The following is a 15,040-nucleotide window of genomic DNA, read 5'->3' on the forward strand; positions in this document are numbered from 1 at the left end:
GGGGAGGATTTATAGGGCGGCGTTCGCGTCGCCCTTTTTTCGTGCGTCAGAGCTGGGGCGCCGGTTCCATGCCCCGTACGCCGACGACGATCGTGTCGGTCAGGTCCGTCTGGGTCATGACCGCGCCATGCAGCCTGGCCCGGCTGAGATCGGCCCCCTTCAGGACCGCGCGGTTCAGGTCGGCGCCCGACAGATCGGTCCCGCGCAGGATCGCGTCAGTCAGGTCGGCAGGGAGCAGACGGTCGGCGGCGATCAGCAGCGGCCCCAGTTTGGCGCCGCGCAGGTCGGCGCCGTTCAGCCGCGCCCGGCCCAGCCGTGCGCCGCGCAGGTCGGCGCCCTTCAGATTGACCGAGCGCAGATCGGCCTCCTCGAGGTGGGCGCCCTGAAGCTGAACCCCCTCCATGTCGAGGCCGTAGAAGACCGCGCCCTTGGCTGACAGGGCGGTCAGATTGTAGCCGTGGATCGAGCGCAGGGCCCGCAGGTCGACGCCGTCGAAGACCGAGGGCCGGCCCCGGGCGCCGCCGGACTCGCACCACTGGGCGTGTTCAGCCAGCATTTCGGCGGCGGGCATCTTGCCGACCGGCGCGCCCGACGAGCGGTCGTCGGTAAGGGCGCCGGCCATATTGGCCCCGTCGGTCCGCCACATGGCCATCTTGACTCCGACCAGCACGGCGTCGCGCAGGTCCGCGCCCGACAGATCGGCGCCCGACAGGTCGGCCCCGGCCAGGTCCGCGCCGCGGAAGCTGGCCTGTTTGAGGTTGGCCCGGACCAGTTTGCAGTCCTTCATGATGGCGTCGGAGAAGTCGGCCGCGACGGCGACCACGCCCGTCAGCTTGGACCGCTCAAGATTGGCGCCCACCAGACAGGCGCCCTGGGCCTGGGTGTCCTGACGGGACTTGGCCTCGACCACGCGGAAGCCCAGTTTGGAATCGGCGGCGGCGATCGTGCCTTCGCGCAGGTCGGCCTCGAACAGGTCGGCGCCCGAGAGGTCGGCGCCGCGCAGACAGGCGCCGCGCAGATCGGCCCGGCGCATGCTGGCGTCGGTCAGGATGCAGTCCTGCATGTCGGCGCCGAAGAAGGTGGCGTTGTCGAGTTTGGCGCCGCTCAGATCGGTCCCGTGCATCCAGGCGGCGGCGAAATCCGCGTCCGCCAGATTGCGGCCCGCGAGGCTGAGGCCGGACAGATCCATCCAGGCGAATACGGCCCGGGCGCCGCCGGGTTTCGCCTGCCACAGCCTGTCGTGCCGGGCGCAGATCGCGTCCAGCTCGGTCTGGTCGATGCGCCTTCTGGCGCTGGAAGAGGTGGTGGGCACGGGGGACATTATCCCGTTCTGGCACGGCGGCGCTTAAGGAAGGCTGAAATGGTTACTGAGCGAACCTTGTTCCCGCCTTACGGGACATGCTGAACCGTTCGGGGTCAGGCGGTAAGCAAACCCTGCGCCTGAAGCGCGTCGGCCAGTTCGCCGGGCCCGACCCAGAGCCGGGTGTAGCCGGCCTCGCCGAGGCGCTGGAGCTCGGTGGTCAGGTCGGCCTTGGCCGAGGCGGCGAAACGGGCGTCATAACCGGCGCCGTCCTCGCTGACGCGCACCATGGGCCGACCGGTCTCCACGCGGTGAAGATAGCCTTCGTAGAGAACCGCCGCTTCCTGGGCCAGCAGGCCGGTCTCGACCTCGAGCCCCGCCTTCTTCAGCCGCTCGACGCCTCGCCCCGCAGCGAAGGGCGAGGGATCGACGGCGGCGACGACGACGCGGGCGACGCCGGCGTCCATCAGGAAGTTGGAGCAGGAGGTGCGCCCCGAGGAGCGGGCGCCGCAGGGCTCCATGGTCACATAGGCGGTGGCGCCGCGGGCCCTGTCGCCGGCGGCGGGAACGGCCTGTTCCTCGGCGTGAGGGCGGCCGCCGGGGGCGGTCGCCTCCTCGGAGAGGACCTCGCCGTCCTTGACGATAACGCAGCCGACGGCCGGGTTGGGCCAGGTCTGCCCCATACGCGCCTTGGCCAGTTCGATGGCCCGGCCCATGAAGCGAATGTCGTCCGAGGCCTGTTTCGCGGTGGTCATTCGCTCACCTTCGGCAGGTCGGTCGCCCGTCCGGCGTCCAGATAGTGGGCGGCGACCGGCTTGAGGTTCGCGTCAAGATCGATCTCGAGCGGATTGCCGGTCGGGATCTCGACGCCGACGATCTGGTCGTCCGGCACGGCGAACAGGTGTTTGACGATGGCCCGCAGCGAGTTGCCGTGGGCGGCGATCAGCACGTCGTCGCCGGCCCGCAGGCGCGGGGCGATGGCGGAGTCCCAATAGGGCAGGACGCGGTCGAGGGTGGTCTTCAGGCTTTCCGTATCGGGGATGGTCTGGCCGGCGTAGCGGGGATCGGCGCTGAAATCCCATTCGCCCCCCGGGGCCAGCGGCGGCGGCGGAATGTCGTAGCTGCGGCGCCAGATCTTCACCTGGGCGTCGCCGTGCAGGGCGGCGGTCTCGGCCTTGTCCAGACCGGTCAGGCCGCCGTAGTGGCGCTCGTTCAGCCTCCAGTCCTCGATCACCGGCACGTCCTTCAGCCCGGCGGAATCCAGAGCCAGGGCGCCGGTGCGTTTCGCGCGGGTCAGCACCGAGGTGAACATGACGGCGGGGTGGAAGCCCGCGTCCCGGATCAGTTCGCCGCCGCGCCGCGCCTGGGCCTCGCCCTCGGCGGTCAGGTCGACGTCGACCCAGCCGGTGAATCGGTTCTCGAGGTTCCACTGGCTCTGGCCATGGCGCAGCAGGATCAGGCGGGGCATTCACGTCTCCGAACAGTCCTGCGGGGGTAGGACCGGCGGCGGCGTGGGTCAAGCCGATGTAACAGCGCCATGACCGCACGAGGCGGGCGGCAAGGACCGCCGTTACGCGGGACCGCATGAACGGCAATCCGCAAACTGCCGTCCGCGCCAACGCCGCCGTTGCAGCCAAGGGCGGGAACCGGCGTTGTTGTGACCCCGGAGGCGACTGCTATACCGGGCGCCGCTCTCGGACAGGACCCGACCATGATCAAGCCCCGCCAGGACCTTCGCCCCAACACGGCCGACTATGAGACCGTGCCGCTGGTGAAGCCCACGGGGTTCCGCGAATACGACGCGCGCTGGATCCTGGAGAAGGAGATCAATCTGCTGGGCATACAGGCGCTGGGCCTCGGGCTGGCGACCTATGTCCACGAGATCGGCCAGACCCCGCGCATCGTGGTCGGCCATGACTACCGCTCCTACTCCCTGTCGGTGAAACAGGCCCTGACGCTGGGCCTGCTGGAAGGCGGGATGGAGGTGCTGGACATCGGCCTGGCCCTGTCGCCAACGGCCTATTTCGCCCAGTTCGAGCTGGACGCGCCCTGCGTGGCCATGGTCACGGCCAGCCACAACGAGAATGGCTGGACGGGCGTCAAGATGGGGGCCCAGCCGCCGCTGACCTTCGGCCCCGACGAGATCGGCCGGCTGAAGGACATCGTCCTGAACGGCGAGGGCGTCAGCCGGAAGGGCGGGTCGCTGACACGCGTCGAGGGCTTCCGCGAGGCCTATCTGGCCGACATCGTCTCCAAGGTGAAACTGACCCGGCCGATCAAGGTCGTGGCCGCCTGCGGCAACGGCACGGCAGGCGCCTTCGCGCCCGAGGCCCTGCGCCGGATGGGGGCCGAGGTGATCGAGATGGACACCGAGCTGGACTACACCTTCCCCAAATACAATCCGAACCCGGAAGACCACGCCATGCTGGTGCAGATGGCGGCCAAGGTGCGCGAAACGGGCGCCGATCTGGCCCTGGGCTTCGACGGCGACGGCGACCGTTGCGGCGTGGTGGACGACACGGGCGAGGAGATCTTCGCCGACAAGATCGGTCTGATGCTGGGGCGTGATCTGAGCGCGCTGCACCCCAACGCCACCTTCGTCGTCGATGTGAAATCGACCGGCCTGTACAAGACCGACGAGGTGCTGAAGTCGAACGGGGCGCAGACCGTCTACTGGAAGACGGGCCACAGCTATATCAAGCGCAAGACCGCCGAACTGGGCGCGCTGGCCGGGTTCGAGAAGTCGGGCCACTTCTTCTTCAACGCCCCGCTGGGCCACGGCTATGACGACGGCATCGTCGCGGCCGGGGCGGTGCTGGCCATGCTGGACCGCAATCCCGGCAGGAAACTCAGCGAGCTGAAGGCCGCCCTGCCCGACGCCTGGACGTCGCTGACGATGTCGCCGCATTGCGACGACGAGCTGAAATACGAGGTGCTGGAGCGGATCGTGGCCGAGTATCAGGCGCTGGCCGACTCCGGCGGGTCGATCCTGGGCCGCAAGATCGTCGAGGCCATCACCGTCAACGGCGTGCGGGTGCATCTCGAGGATGGCTCATGGGTGCTGGTGCGCGCCTCGTCCAACAAGCCCGAGCTGGTGGTGGTGGTCGAGAGCATGCGCTCGGCCGACGACATGCGGGCGCTGTTCCACGAAGAGGTGAAGCCGCGGCTGGCGAAATACGCCGAGATCGGCGCGTATAATCAGGAGATCTAGCGCGGCGCGCGCTTGGCCAGGATGCGCTGCAGCGTCCGTCTGTGCATGCCCAGACGACGCGCGGTTTCCGAGACATTGTGGTCGCACAGCTCGTAGACGCGCTGGATATGCTCCCAGCGGACACGGTCGGCGCTCATCGGATTGTCGGGCGGCTCGGGGGCCTCGCCGGTGGAGAGCAGGGCCTTGACCACGTCGTCGGCGTCGGCGGGCTTCTGCAGATAGTCGACCGCGCCGGCCTTGACCGCCGCCACGGCGGTGGCGATGGCGCCGTAGCCGGTCAGCATGACGATGCGGGCGTCCTCGCGGCGGTCGCGGATGGCCTCGACGATCTTGAGGCCGTTGCCGTCCTCGAGCCGCATGTCCAGCACCGCGAAGGCGGGAACCGAGGTCTTCAGCGCCTCATTGGCCTCAGCCAGGGAGGCGGCGAGGGTGACCTCGAAGCCCCGGCTTTCGAGCGCGCGGCCCAGACGGGTGCGCAGGGCGTTGTCGTCGTCGAGCACCAGCAGGGTCTTGTCGGCGAGGGCGGCGATACGGTCTTCGGCGTCGGACATCCTGGTCTCCTGCGGGGTCACATCGGTAACGGCGAAGCTGCGGTCAAGGTTCAGCGCGAGGGTGCGACATCACGACGACACCTCCAGGGCCGGACGGGCCCAGCGCACGGCCACGCGCGCGCCTTTCGGCTGGCCTTTGCCGCCGTCCCCCGCCCCGACGAACACCTTGCCGCCCGTGCGCTCCAGCAGGGTGCGGGCGATGAAGAAGCCCAGACCCATGCCGCCCTGGCTGGGCGCGATGGCCTCGGGCTCGGGGGCCGGGACGCCCTTCCTGGCCTTGCGGCCCGGCGTGGCGGCGGCGACGGAGGCGGCGATCTGGGCGGCCAGGGCGCGGCGCGCCTTGCCCTGCGGGCGGCTGGTCACATAGGGCTCGCCGAGACGGGGCAGGATGTCGGCGGGGAAGCCGGGGCCGTCGTCGACCACCTCGATCTCGATGAAGCCGGCGTCGACGACGGCGCGGACGCGGACCCTGGAGGTCGCGAAGTCGGCGGCGTTCTCGACCAGGGTCGACAGGCCGTGGATCACCTCGGGCAGGCGGCGGACGCGGGGGGCGGGCTCGCCCGAGCCCGTGCGGACCTCGACCGTAAAGACCAGGTCGAAGCCGCGGTGGGGCTCGATCACCTCTTCCAGCAAGGCCTCGAGGCCGACCACGGCGAAGGCGGCGTCGCCCTCTTCCGGCTGCTGGGACAGGCGTTTGAGGATGTCGCGGCAGCGTTCGGCCTGCTGCAGGATCAGGGCGGCGTCCTCGGCCGCGCCCCCGCCCTTGGCCGACGCGCGCAGAAGCTCCCGGGCGACGACCTGGATCGTCGCCAGCGGCGTCCCCAGCTCGTGCGCAGCGGCGGCGGCGAGACCGCCCAGGGCCGCCAGCCGTTGTTCGCGCTGGAGCACGTCCTGGGTCGTGGCCAGGGCCAGTTCCAGCTTCTCGGCGTCGGCGGCGACGCGCCAGGCATAGGCCGAGGTGAAGATGACGCCGGTGAACAGGGCCAGTCCGATGCCGAAGCGGTAGAGGGGCGGCAGGTTCAGCTCGGTCCCGGCCTGCCACGGCAGGGGCATGGAGAAGAAGAACAGGGTGGTGGTGGCGACCAGCACCAGAAAGCCCATGAAGGCCGCCTGACGGCCCGGCAGGGAGGCGGCGGCGACGGTCACGGGGGCGACCAGAAGCAGGCAGAAGGGGTTCTGCAGGCCGCCGGTCAGGGCCAGCAGGATCGACAGCTGCAGGATGTCGAAGCCCAGATGCGCCGCCGTCATCCGCCCGTCGGGCAGGGAGCCGTCGGTGCGCTTGAGCCGGGCGGTGGCGTTCAGGTTCATCGCCACGCTGGCCGCGATCACGGCCAGACAGCCCCACAGCGGCAGGTCGAAATGGAAATAGAAGGTGGCGACGGCCACCGTGGCCGTCTGCCCCGCGATGGCCATCCAGCGCAGGATGACGAGGGTGCGTAGGGAAAGCCCCCGGCTGCGGCGCGGCATGTTGCGCCAGCCGGGGAAACGCCCGGCGTCATCGGGCGCCGGCTGCGGCAAGGGGGGCTCTTGGGACAGGCTCACGCCTCTTCTATAGACCGGACGCGCGCGGGGTGCGCGTTTTCGAGGAGGCCCTGATGCCGCGCCGTTCCATCCTGCTGTTCGCCGGCGTCTGCGTCGCCATCGCGGCCGCCCTGGCGATCACGACCATCGTGGTGGTCAACCAGCGCGAGGGGGCGATCCCGCCGCTGGAGACCTCGACCGGTCAGGCGGCCGTCGGCGGACCTTTCCAGCTGGTCAACCAGGACGGACAGGCGGTCGACCAGACGATGCTGGACGGCAAGTGGTCGCTGGTCTTCTTCGGCTTCACCTACTGCCCGGATTTCTGCCCCACGACGCTGACCATGCTGGAGGCGACGAAACAGCAGATGGGCGACGGGGCGAAGGACCTGCAGATCGTCTTCGTCTCGGTCGATCCGGAGCGGGACACGCCGCAGGCGCTGAAGGACTATCTGTCGTCCGAAGGGTTTCCCCGGGGGGTGATCGGCCTGACGGGCACGCCGGATCAGGTGAAGGCGGCGGCGGACGCCTGGCGCGCCTACTACCGGAAGGTCGGCGAAGGCGAGGGCTACACCATGAACCATTCTCTGACGATCTATCTGATGGGGCCGGACGGGAAGTTCCGCACCGCCCTCGCCCACGATCTGGGGCCACAGCGGGCCGCGCAGGTGATCGAACGGACCATGGCGCGGGGCTAGGAGCGCCATGGCCCGTTCAGATCTCAGGCCTTGCGGCTGACGGCAAGCTGGAGCTCAAGCCGCTTCAATTCGCGGATCAGCCGATTGGCCTGCAGTTCCGGCATCATGCCCAGTTTGATGATCAGGGACATCAGCAGCAGGACCGCCGCCGGCAGCCCCCAGTGCAGGGCGGACAAGGCCGTCTCGGCCTCATAGAAGCGCCAACCCGCCCACAGGCCGCTGACGAACAGCGCCGCCTGGATGGCCACGATCAACCCGTTCACCCAGCCGTTGCGGCCACCGAGCAGGCCGAACGCCTGGGTGAAAAAGTCCGGCTCGCGGGCGGTTTCCCGGAACAGGGCCTGCTCCTCGCCGTCCAGCGCCTCTTCGATCATCCGATCGATATCCTTCATCGCTCTTCTCCTTCCAGAACGGCGCGCAGGGCGCGCCGGGCATGCATGAGACGGGTCTTCACCGTGCCCGCCGGCACGTTCAGGGCCGCCGCGGTTCCCGCGACACCCAGATCCTCGAGATAGAACAGGCCCACCGCGGCCCGCTGGGCGGGCGGAAGACGGGCGAGAGCCGCGCGCAGCCGCGTTTCCGCGCCGGGGTCGGCTTCGTCAGGGAACTCCGGCTCGCCAACGGGTTCCGCAGCTACGGCGGACGCCAGCGCCCGATCATGCTGAGCCCGCCCGACCAGCCGGGCGCAGCGGCGGGAGACGATCTGAAAGGCCCAGGCCGGAAAGGCCCGCTCGTCACGAAGCCGGCCCAGTCCACGGACGATCTCGATCCAGCCGTCCTGCGCAGCCTCACGCGCCAGTTCCGTATCCCCGGTCAGCCGCCAGGCGTGGGCCAGGAGCTTTTTCCGCCACCGCCGCGCCAGCAGCTCGAACGCCTTGCGATCCCCGATGCGCGCGGACGCGACCAGATACTCGTCAAGAAGCTGCTCCCTCGTCCGATCCATCGCACCCTCGTTTCCCGTCGGAGAAGAGGTGCCGCCTGTTCGCCGACCGGTTCAATGAAATCGTACAATCCGGTCGACGGCCCAGATCTTTCGCCCTGGGTGGCGGAGGATTAAATCTTTTTGCAGTGCGATGCGTTCTATGGTGCTCTGCCGCGTAACGGCGGGGGCCGTATCAAGGATTCCATGCTCTATTCGCTTCACGAGCTCGCCTATCACTCGGCGACGCCGTTCCGGTTCGGGGCCCAGCTGGCCCGTCAGTTCTGGAGTTCTCCGTTCAACCCGGCCTCGGACACGGCGCTCGGCCGCACGGCCTTCGCCTCGGCCGAGCTGTTCGAGAGCGTGACGCGCCGTTACGGCAAGCCCGCCTGGGGCCTGGAAACCATCCAGATCGATGGCAAGGACGTCCGGACCACCGAACAGGTCATCTGGTCCTCGCCCTGGTGCAAACTGGTGCGGTTCGCGCGTCACCTCGGCGATCTGAAACGGGCGAAGAAGCCGACCACGGCCCCGGCGGTGCTGATCGTCGCCCCGCTGTCGGGCCACTACGCCACCCTGCTGCGCGGGACGGTCGAGGGCTTTCTGCAGGACCACGACGTCTATGTGACCGACTGGGCCAACGCCCGTCAGGTTCCGATGCTGGAAGGCCGGTTCGACTTTTTCGACTATATCGACCACGTCCGGACCATGCTGGGCGTCATCGGGCCGCGCGCCCACGTCGTCGGCGTCTGCCAGCCCGGACCGCCGGTGCTGGCCGCCTGCGCCCTGATGGCCGAGGACAAGGATCCGAACCGGCCCGCGTCCATGACCTTCATGGGTTCGCCGATCGACGCACGCCTGTCGCCGACGGTGACCAATCAGCTGGCGGAGGAAAAGCCCTTCACCTGGTTCAAATCGAACATGATCCACACCGCGCCCTGGCCCTATCCGGGCTTTGGACGGCGGGTCTATCCGGGGTTCGTCCAGCTCTACAGCTTCATGTCGATGAACGAGGACAAGCACGTCGACGCTCACCGCCGCTATTTCGAGGACCTGGTGTCGGGCGACGGCGACGGCGCGTCCAAGCACGAGGAATTCTACGACGAGTATCTGTCGGTGCTGGACCTGACGGAGGAGTTCTATCTCCAGACCATCGACATCGTCTTCCAGCAGCATCTGCTGCCGCGCGGCCTGCTGGAGCACCGCAGGCGCCGGGTCGACCTGACCAGCATCAGGGACATCGGCCTGATGACCGTCGAGGGCGCCAGGGACGACATCTCGGGCGTGGGCCAGACCCAGGCGGCGCATACGCTGTGCGGCAGCCTGCCGGACGAGCTGCGCAAGCTGTATGTCCATCCCGAGGTCGGCCACTACGGCGTGTTCAACGGGCGGCGGTTCCGCGACGACATCTATCCGGCGGTGCGCGACTTCATCGCGAAGAACGAGGCCATTTGTGCAGTACCGGAACGGCCAGCGGCTGCCGCCTGAAGGCCCTGAACGGCTCGGCGTCGCCGCGAGGCTGTCGGTCAATCCGCGCGCGCGGCGGTTGTCGATCCGCATCGACGGGCGCGCCGGCGAGGCGGTGCTGATCGCCCCGTCCGAGCGAAAGCTGGCCGACGTCGTCGCCTTCGCCCGCACCAAGGCGTCGTGGATGCGCGAGCGTCTGGCCGAGCGTCCGCACGGGACGCCGCTGGAGCCGGGCGCGATCATTGATCTGTTTGGAAAACCGACGCGGCTGGTGGCCGTCAGCGGCGCCGGGGCGGCGCGCCTGATCGACAGCGCCGACGGGCCGCTCATCCAGTCCGGCGGCGAGGGCGAGGCCTTCGCCCGCCGCGTCGAGAACCTGTTCAAGCGACTGGCGCGGCAGGTGCTGGTCGAACGCACCGAGCACCATCTGCGGACCCTCGGCCAGCGCCCGGTGAAGGTCTCGATCGCCGACACCAGGTCACGCTGGGGTTCCTGCAGTCCGCACAACCGGTCGATCCGCTACAGCTGGCGCGTGATCATGGCCCCGCCGGCGGTGGCCGACTATCTGGCCGCTCACGAGGTGGCGCATCTGGTCCACGCGGATCACAGCCCGGCCTACTGGTCGGTGGTGCAGAGACTGGTGGGCGACCACCGGCCGTTCCGCAAATGGCTGAGGGATAACGGACCGGCGCTGCATGCGGTGGGGCGTTAGGCGCGCTCGTTCACGCCGTCATCCTCGGGCTTGACCCGAGGATCAGACCATCCGGTGCTCGGTGATGGGAGCTCGGGCGCGGTCATCGGGCCGTCTTCGCCGCCCAGCCCGCCGCCGCCTCTGATCCCCGGGTCAAGCCCGAGGACGACGGCAGGAAAGCAGGAAGGCAGGCAGGATGACGGCGCGGACCGGCCCCCGTCAGAAGAACAGCGGGTCGGCCTTCTTCTCCGGCGGCGGCGCGGGCTCGGGCCGCTGGTCCGGGGCGTCGCGCTGGGGCTGGGGCGCGGTCGGGCGGACGACGGCGGGACCCGGTTCCGGACGGCGCGGCTCCAGCGTCGGCTGGTCCTCGGGCGGGATGGCCTCGTCGGCCGGGGGCGCATCGCCGAACAGGTCGCCGATCTCGCCGATCAGGTTCTCGACCGGATTGGGCGGTTGCCAGCCCTCGGGCATGGCCGGGCCGTTGGGGATGGCCGGGGCGTTCAGGCGCGGCAGGGCCGCCTCCATGAAGCCGCGCCAGATGGCCGCCGGGGACGAGCCGCCGGTGACGCCGCGCATCGGGGTGTTGTCGTCCTTGCCGACCCAGACGGCGGTGACGAAGCCGCCCGTGTAGCCGACGAACCAGGCGTCCTTGTAGTCCGAGGTGGTGCCCGTCTTGCCCGCCACGTCGCGGCCGGCGATGGCCGCTGACCGGCCCGTGCCGCCGGTCATGACGCCGCGCAGCATCTGGTTCTGGTAGTAGAGGAAGGGGTTGGAAATGGCCTGGACCGAGCCGCCGTCCGCCCGGGCCGAGCGCTGGTAGATCACCCGGCCCTGCGGCGTGCGGATGCGGCTGATGCCATAGGCGCGGACGCGTTTGCCCCCGTTGGCGAAGGCGTCATAGGCCTGGGCCATTTCGAGGGGCGAGACCTCGACGGCGCCGAGGGCCATGGCGGGCTCAAGCCCGATGCGGCTGGTGATGCCGAGGCGGCGGGCGGTGCGGGCGACGTTGTCGCGGCCGATCTGGTCGGCGAGGCCGGCGGCGACCGTGTTCACCGACTGGGCGACGGCGTTGGACAGGCTCATCTCGCCGGCGAAGGTCCCCGAATAGTTGCGCGGCGACCAGTTGCCGATGCGGATCGGAGCGTCGTTGACCCGCGTCTCCGGCGTGTAGCCGCTTTCCAGCGCGGTCAGATAGACGAAGGGCTTGAACGCCGAGCCGGCCTGACGGCGCGCATCCGTGGCGCGGTTGAACTGGCTGTCGGCGTAGGAGGCGCCGCCGATCATGGCGCGGACCCGGCCGTCGCCGTCCAGCGCCACGAGGGCGGCCTGCTGCACGCCCCGGGACTTGTCGCGCACGAGGATGCGGTGCACCGCCCGCTCGGCCTGGGTCTGGAGCGTCAGGTCCAGGGTCGTCTCGACGATCATGTCCTCGGTCGGTTCGCCGACCAGTTCGCGGATCTGCTTGTCGAGCCAGTCGACGAAATACTGGGCGTGCTGGCTGGACAGGGTGCGCGAGACGCGGACGGGCGAGGCGGCCGCCTCGGCGCGCTGTTCCGGGGTGATGACTCCGGCGTCGACCATTTCGTTCAGCACCACGGTGGCGCGGACGCCGGCCCGCTCGCTTTCGGACACCGGCGAATAGCGCGACGGGGCCTTGAGCAGGCCGGCCAGAAGGGCGGCCTCGCCGACGGTCAGCTGTTTGGCGCTCTTGTCGAAATAGCGTTGCGAGGCGGCCTCGATGCCATAGGCGCCGGCGCCGAAATAGACGCGGTTCAGATAGAGGGCGAGGATTTCTTCCTTGGAGAATTTCATCTCCAGCCAGACGGCCAGCATCAGCTCCTGGACCTTGCGCTTCATGTTCTGGTCCGGGGACAGGAACAGGTTCTTGGCCAGCTGCTGGGTCAGGGTCGAGCCGCCCTGGACGACGCGGCCGGCGCGCATGTTGGCGGCCATGGCGCGGGTCATGCCGACGGGGTCGAAGCCCGGGTGGTGGTAGAAGCGGCGGTCCTCGATGGCGATGAAGGCGGCCGGAACATAGTCCGGCAGGGCGGCGAGATCGGCCGGCGGGGCCTGCTGGGTGCCGCGGGTGGCGATCAGGGCGCCGTTGCGGTCCAGATAGGTGATCGAGGGCTGGCGATCGACATTGTACAGGGTCGAGGTGTCGGGCAGGTCGCGCGCGAACACCGCGAAGAAGACCACCAGGAAGATCAGGCCCCAGACGGCCAGGACGGCGGCCCAGTAGATCAGTCGCTGTACCGGCGTGCGCGCGGGCCGGGGACCGCCGGCGTCGCCGCCGCGTCCGAAGCTGAAGCCGGAACCCGCCATGAAAACCTCATCTGACCCTGACCGGTCCTAGCCGATCAGGCCGCGAACGGAAACGCCCCCGCTTCAGTCACGAGACTGTGAGGGGCGTTTCCGCCGAAACCATGACGCTTAAGGGGTCTATTCTAAAAACGCGTTCACCTCGGCGGCGAACACGGCGGGCTGGTCCAGCATGATGAAGTGGGCGCTGTCGTCGATACGCTTCAGTTCAGCGGACGGGAGGGTGGCGAACGACGCGCCGTAGATGCCGTCGACCATTTCATTGGTCATGCGCGGGTCGTTGAATTTGACGTAGAGCACGGTGGTCGGCGCCGTGATGCGCGGCAGTTCAGGGCGCAGGTCGGTGACGATCAGCTCGCGGAAGGCCGAGGCGGAGACGGCGCGGTCGCTGTTCGCGGCGTCCTCGAGCGGGCCGGCGCGCAGGGATTCCGTATTGATCATTCCGGTGACCGAGGCGGCGGCCTGCTGGCGGTAGGATTCCTCGGGTCCGTTGGCCATGGCGGCGTAGATCTGGTCCGCCGTCGGGGTGACGCTTTCGGCCGTGGCGCCCGGCGCGCCGAACATGGCCCCCATGAAGGGCACCATGTCGACGACCATCAGCTTGCCGACGCTGTCGGGATGGCGGGCGGCCAGCATCATGCCGATGGTCCCGCCCATGGAATGGCCGATGACCGCCGCCTTGTTCAGGCCCCTCTCGGCGATGTAGCGGGCCAGATCCTCGGCGACGGGCGCGGAGACGGGGCCCGTGGCGTTGTCCTCGGCGGGGGCGCCGGCGAAGCCCTGGACGTGGATGCGATGGACGCGATAGCGGCCCTTCAGCTGTTCCGTCAGGCCGTCCCAGACCTCGGGCGACGAGGACAGACCGGGGATCAGGATGACGTCGCCGACCGGATGCTCGGGCCCGTCGACGCGGACGTGGAAGCGGCCGGACTCGAAATCGGCGTGGGCGTGGCCGTGGGCGTGCGCCGGGGCGGGCGCCTGGGCAGGCTGATGATGCTGGTGGTCCTGCGCCATGGCCGGCGCGGCGATCAGGCAGAAGGCCCCGGCGAGGGCGGCGGCGGCGGTCATGGTCTTCATGGCGGATCCCCGGAATGAACGGGCGACGCGCCCGCTTCTGTCCACTAGTCGCCGCAGAGGGCGCGAACGGATGCGGCCGGTCAAGACTTCCCGCATCGGGCCCGCTAAACTGACGCCATGAGCCCAGCCGACAGCGCCCCCGTTTCCGCCAACCCGCCCGAGGCCAAGGCGCCGCCGACCGCGTTCGGCAAGGGGTTCGTGCTGGACGCCTGGTATTTCGTCGCCCTGTCGCGCGACGTGGCCCCGGCCTCGCTGAAGCGGCACGAGTTGCTGGGCGAGCCGGTGCTGATCGGCCGGACGCGGGCGGGCCAGGTCTATGCGATGCGCGACATCTGCCCCCACCGCGCCGCGCCCCTGTCGGCCGGACGGCTGGTCGAGAAGCCGGGCGAGGGCGAGACGATCGAGTGCTGCTATCACGGCTGGCGCTTCCGTCCGGACGGGGTGTGCGCGGCCATTCCGTCGCTGGTCGAGGACCAGGCCTATGAGGCCGACCGGATCCGGGTGCGGTCCTATCCGGTGCGCGAGAGCCAGGGGATGGTCTTCGTCTGGGTCGCCTCGGACCCGCGCAATCCGGCCGGGCCGGATCACGAGCCGCCGCAGTTCCCGGGCGTGGTCGGCGGCGAGGCCAAACTGGTCGAGTGGATGGATTTCGACGCCCACATCGACCACGCGGTCGTCGGCCTGATGGATCCCGCCCACGGCCCCTATGTGCATCAGCAGTGGTGGTGGCGGTCCGAACATTCGATGCACGAAAAGGCCAAGGCCTTCGAACCGCGCGAACAGGGTTTCGCCATGGTGCGGCACGCGCCGTCGTCGAACAGCCGCGCCTATAAAATCCTGGGCGGGGCGCCGGCGACCGAGATCACCTTCCGCCTGCCGGGCTATCGCTGGGAGCATATCCAGGTGGGGGAACGGCAGGTGCTGGCCCTGACCTGTCTGACGCCCCGGTCGGAGACGCGGACGACCATCACCCAGATCTTCTGGTCCGACCACTGGGTGTTCGGGATCGCCAAACCCTTCCTGCGGATGGGGGTGGTCGCCTTCCTGAAACAGGACGGCGGCATGGTGAACCTGCAGAACGAGGGGCTGCGCTACGACCCGGCGCTGATCTGGATCGACGACGCCGACAAACAGGCGAAATGGTACCAGCAGCTGAAGCGCGAATGGATCAAAAGCCGCGCCGAGGGACGGGCCTTCGTGAACCCGGTCAAACCCGCGACATTACGCTGGAAGAGCTGAGGCTCTTCAGGGCGCTACGCTCGCGACGCGGTCGCTCGCTGCTTGAG

Annotated in this window: 14 protein-coding genes; 5 read left to right on the top strand and 9 right to left on the bottom strand. The window is 69.3% G+C overall.

The genetic code is table 11. The features are described 5' to 3' along the window. Positions 1-46: 46 nt before the first annotated feature. The 3 genes from BrevBR_RS06510 to gpmA all read right to left on the bottom strand — a co-directional run bounded on the left by BrevBR_RS06510 (position 47) and on the right by gpmA (position 2,768). Entirely contained in the window at positions 47-1,321 is a 1,275-nt protein-coding gene (locus tag BrevBR_RS06510) for a pentapeptide repeat-containing protein (RefSeq protein ID WP_332641245.1), read from the bottom strand. Between the two features lie 95 nt (positions 1,322-1,416). After that, positions 1,417-2,055: a bifunctional diaminohydroxyphosphoribosylaminopyrimidine deaminase/5-amino-6-(5-phosphoribosylamino)uracil reductase RibD gene (gene ribD, locus BrevBR_RS06515; protein WP_332641244.1), complete on the bottom strand. Its 639-nt coding sequence runs from the start codon at positions 2,053-2,055 to the stop codon at positions 1,417-1,419. Further along, positions 2,052-2,768, bottom strand: coding sequence for a 2,3-diphosphoglycerate-dependent phosphoglycerate mutase (gene gpmA / locus BrevBR_RS06520; protein ID WP_340000354.1), 717 nt, complete (start codon positions 2,766-2,768; stop codon positions 2,052-2,054). Before gpmA ends, ribD begins: the two co-directional genes overlap by 4 nt. 243 nt (positions 2,769-3,011) lie before the next feature. Between gpmA and BrevBR_RS06525 the strand changes: the two genes are divergently transcribed. Then, complete coding sequence (locus tag BrevBR_RS06525; protein WP_340000355.1) at positions 3,012-4,511, top strand: phosphomannomutase/phosphoglucomutase; 1,500 nt, start codon at positions 3,012-3,014, stop codon at positions 4,509-4,511. Here BrevBR_RS06525 and BrevBR_RS06530 read toward each other — a convergent pair. Together BrevBR_RS06530 and BrevBR_RS06535 are read right to left on the bottom strand one after the other, a co-directional pair. Beyond that, the gene (locus BrevBR_RS06530; RefSeq protein ID WP_332641241.1) at positions 4,508-5,062 is read right to left on the bottom strand and encodes an ActR/PrrA/RegA family redox response regulator transcription factor; all 555 of its coding nucleotides are present in this window, start codon (positions 5,060-5,062) and stop codon (positions 4,508-4,510) included. The genes BrevBR_RS06525 and BrevBR_RS06530 overlap by 4 nt on opposite strands. A 69-nt stretch (positions 5,063-5,131) precedes the next feature. Beyond that, positions 5,132-6,604: an ActS/PrrB/RegB family redox-sensitive histidine kinase gene (locus BrevBR_RS06535; protein WP_340000356.1), complete on the bottom strand. Its 1,473-nt coding sequence runs from the start codon at positions 6,602-6,604 to the stop codon at positions 5,132-5,134. Between the two features lie 53 nt (positions 6,605-6,657). On the opposite strand from BrevBR_RS06535, the gene BrevBR_RS06540 reads away from it, so the two are divergent. Next, positions 6,658-7,278, top strand: coding sequence for an SCO family protein (locus tag BrevBR_RS06540; RefSeq protein ID WP_340000357.1), 621 nt, complete (start codon positions 6,658-6,660; stop codon positions 7,276-7,278). A gap of 23 nt (positions 7,279-7,301) precedes the next feature. On the opposite strand, the gene BrevBR_RS06545 is transcribed toward BrevBR_RS06540, so the two are convergent. Together BrevBR_RS06545 and BrevBR_RS06550 are read right to left on the bottom strand one after the other, a co-directional pair. Then, a complete protein-coding gene (locus BrevBR_RS06545) occupies positions 7,302-7,670 on the bottom strand; it encodes a DUF6768 family protein (protein WP_340000358.1) in 369 nt (122 codons plus the stop codon). Beyond that, a complete protein-coding gene (locus BrevBR_RS06550; protein ID WP_340000359.1) occupies positions 7,667-8,221 on the bottom strand; it encodes an RNA polymerase sigma factor in 555 nt (184 codons plus the stop codon). Before BrevBR_RS06550 ends, BrevBR_RS06545 begins: the two co-directional genes overlap by 4 nt. Positions 8,222-8,404: 183 nt before the next feature. Between BrevBR_RS06550 and BrevBR_RS06555 the strand changes: the two genes are divergently transcribed. After that, positions 8,405-9,685, top strand: coding sequence for a polyhydroxyalkanoate depolymerase (locus tag BrevBR_RS06555; protein ID WP_340000360.1), 1,281 nt, complete (start codon positions 8,405-8,407; stop codon positions 9,683-9,685). Then, positions 9,651-10,376, top strand: a complete 726-nt coding sequence (locus BrevBR_RS06560; protein ID WP_340000361.1) for a M48 family metallopeptidase — start codon at positions 9,651-9,653, stop codon at positions 10,374-10,376. The genes BrevBR_RS06555 and BrevBR_RS06560 overlap by 35 nt, the downstream gene beginning before the upstream one ends. Positions 10,377-10,574: 198 nt before the next feature. Here the strand turns inward: BrevBR_RS06560 and BrevBR_RS06565 are convergent, their stop codons facing one another. Together BrevBR_RS06565 and BrevBR_RS06570 are read right to left on the bottom strand one after the other, a co-directional pair. Next, the gene (locus BrevBR_RS06565; protein WP_332641234.1) at positions 10,575-12,680 is read right to left on the bottom strand and encodes a transglycosylase domain-containing protein; all 2,106 of its coding nucleotides are present in this window, start codon (positions 12,678-12,680) and stop codon (positions 10,575-10,577) included. Positions 12,681-12,797: 117 nt separating this feature from the next. Further along, complete coding sequence (locus BrevBR_RS06570; protein ID WP_340000362.1) at positions 12,798-13,754, bottom strand: alpha/beta fold hydrolase; 957 nt, start codon at positions 13,752-13,754, stop codon at positions 12,798-12,800. Positions 13,755-13,871: 117 nt separating this feature from the next. Here BrevBR_RS06570 and BrevBR_RS06575 point away from each other — a divergent pair, with 117 nt between their 5' ends. After that, complete coding sequence (locus BrevBR_RS06575; RefSeq protein WP_340000363.1) at positions 13,872-14,993, top strand: aromatic ring-hydroxylating dioxygenase subunit alpha; 1,122 nt, start codon at positions 13,872-13,874, stop codon at positions 14,991-14,993. Positions 14,994-15,040 lie beyond the last annotated feature (47 nt).

Source organism: Brevundimonas sp. BR2-1, from assembly GCF_037626195.1.
Classification (GTDB): domain Bacteria; phylum Pseudomonadota; class Alphaproteobacteria; order Caulobacterales; family Caulobacteraceae; genus Brevundimonas.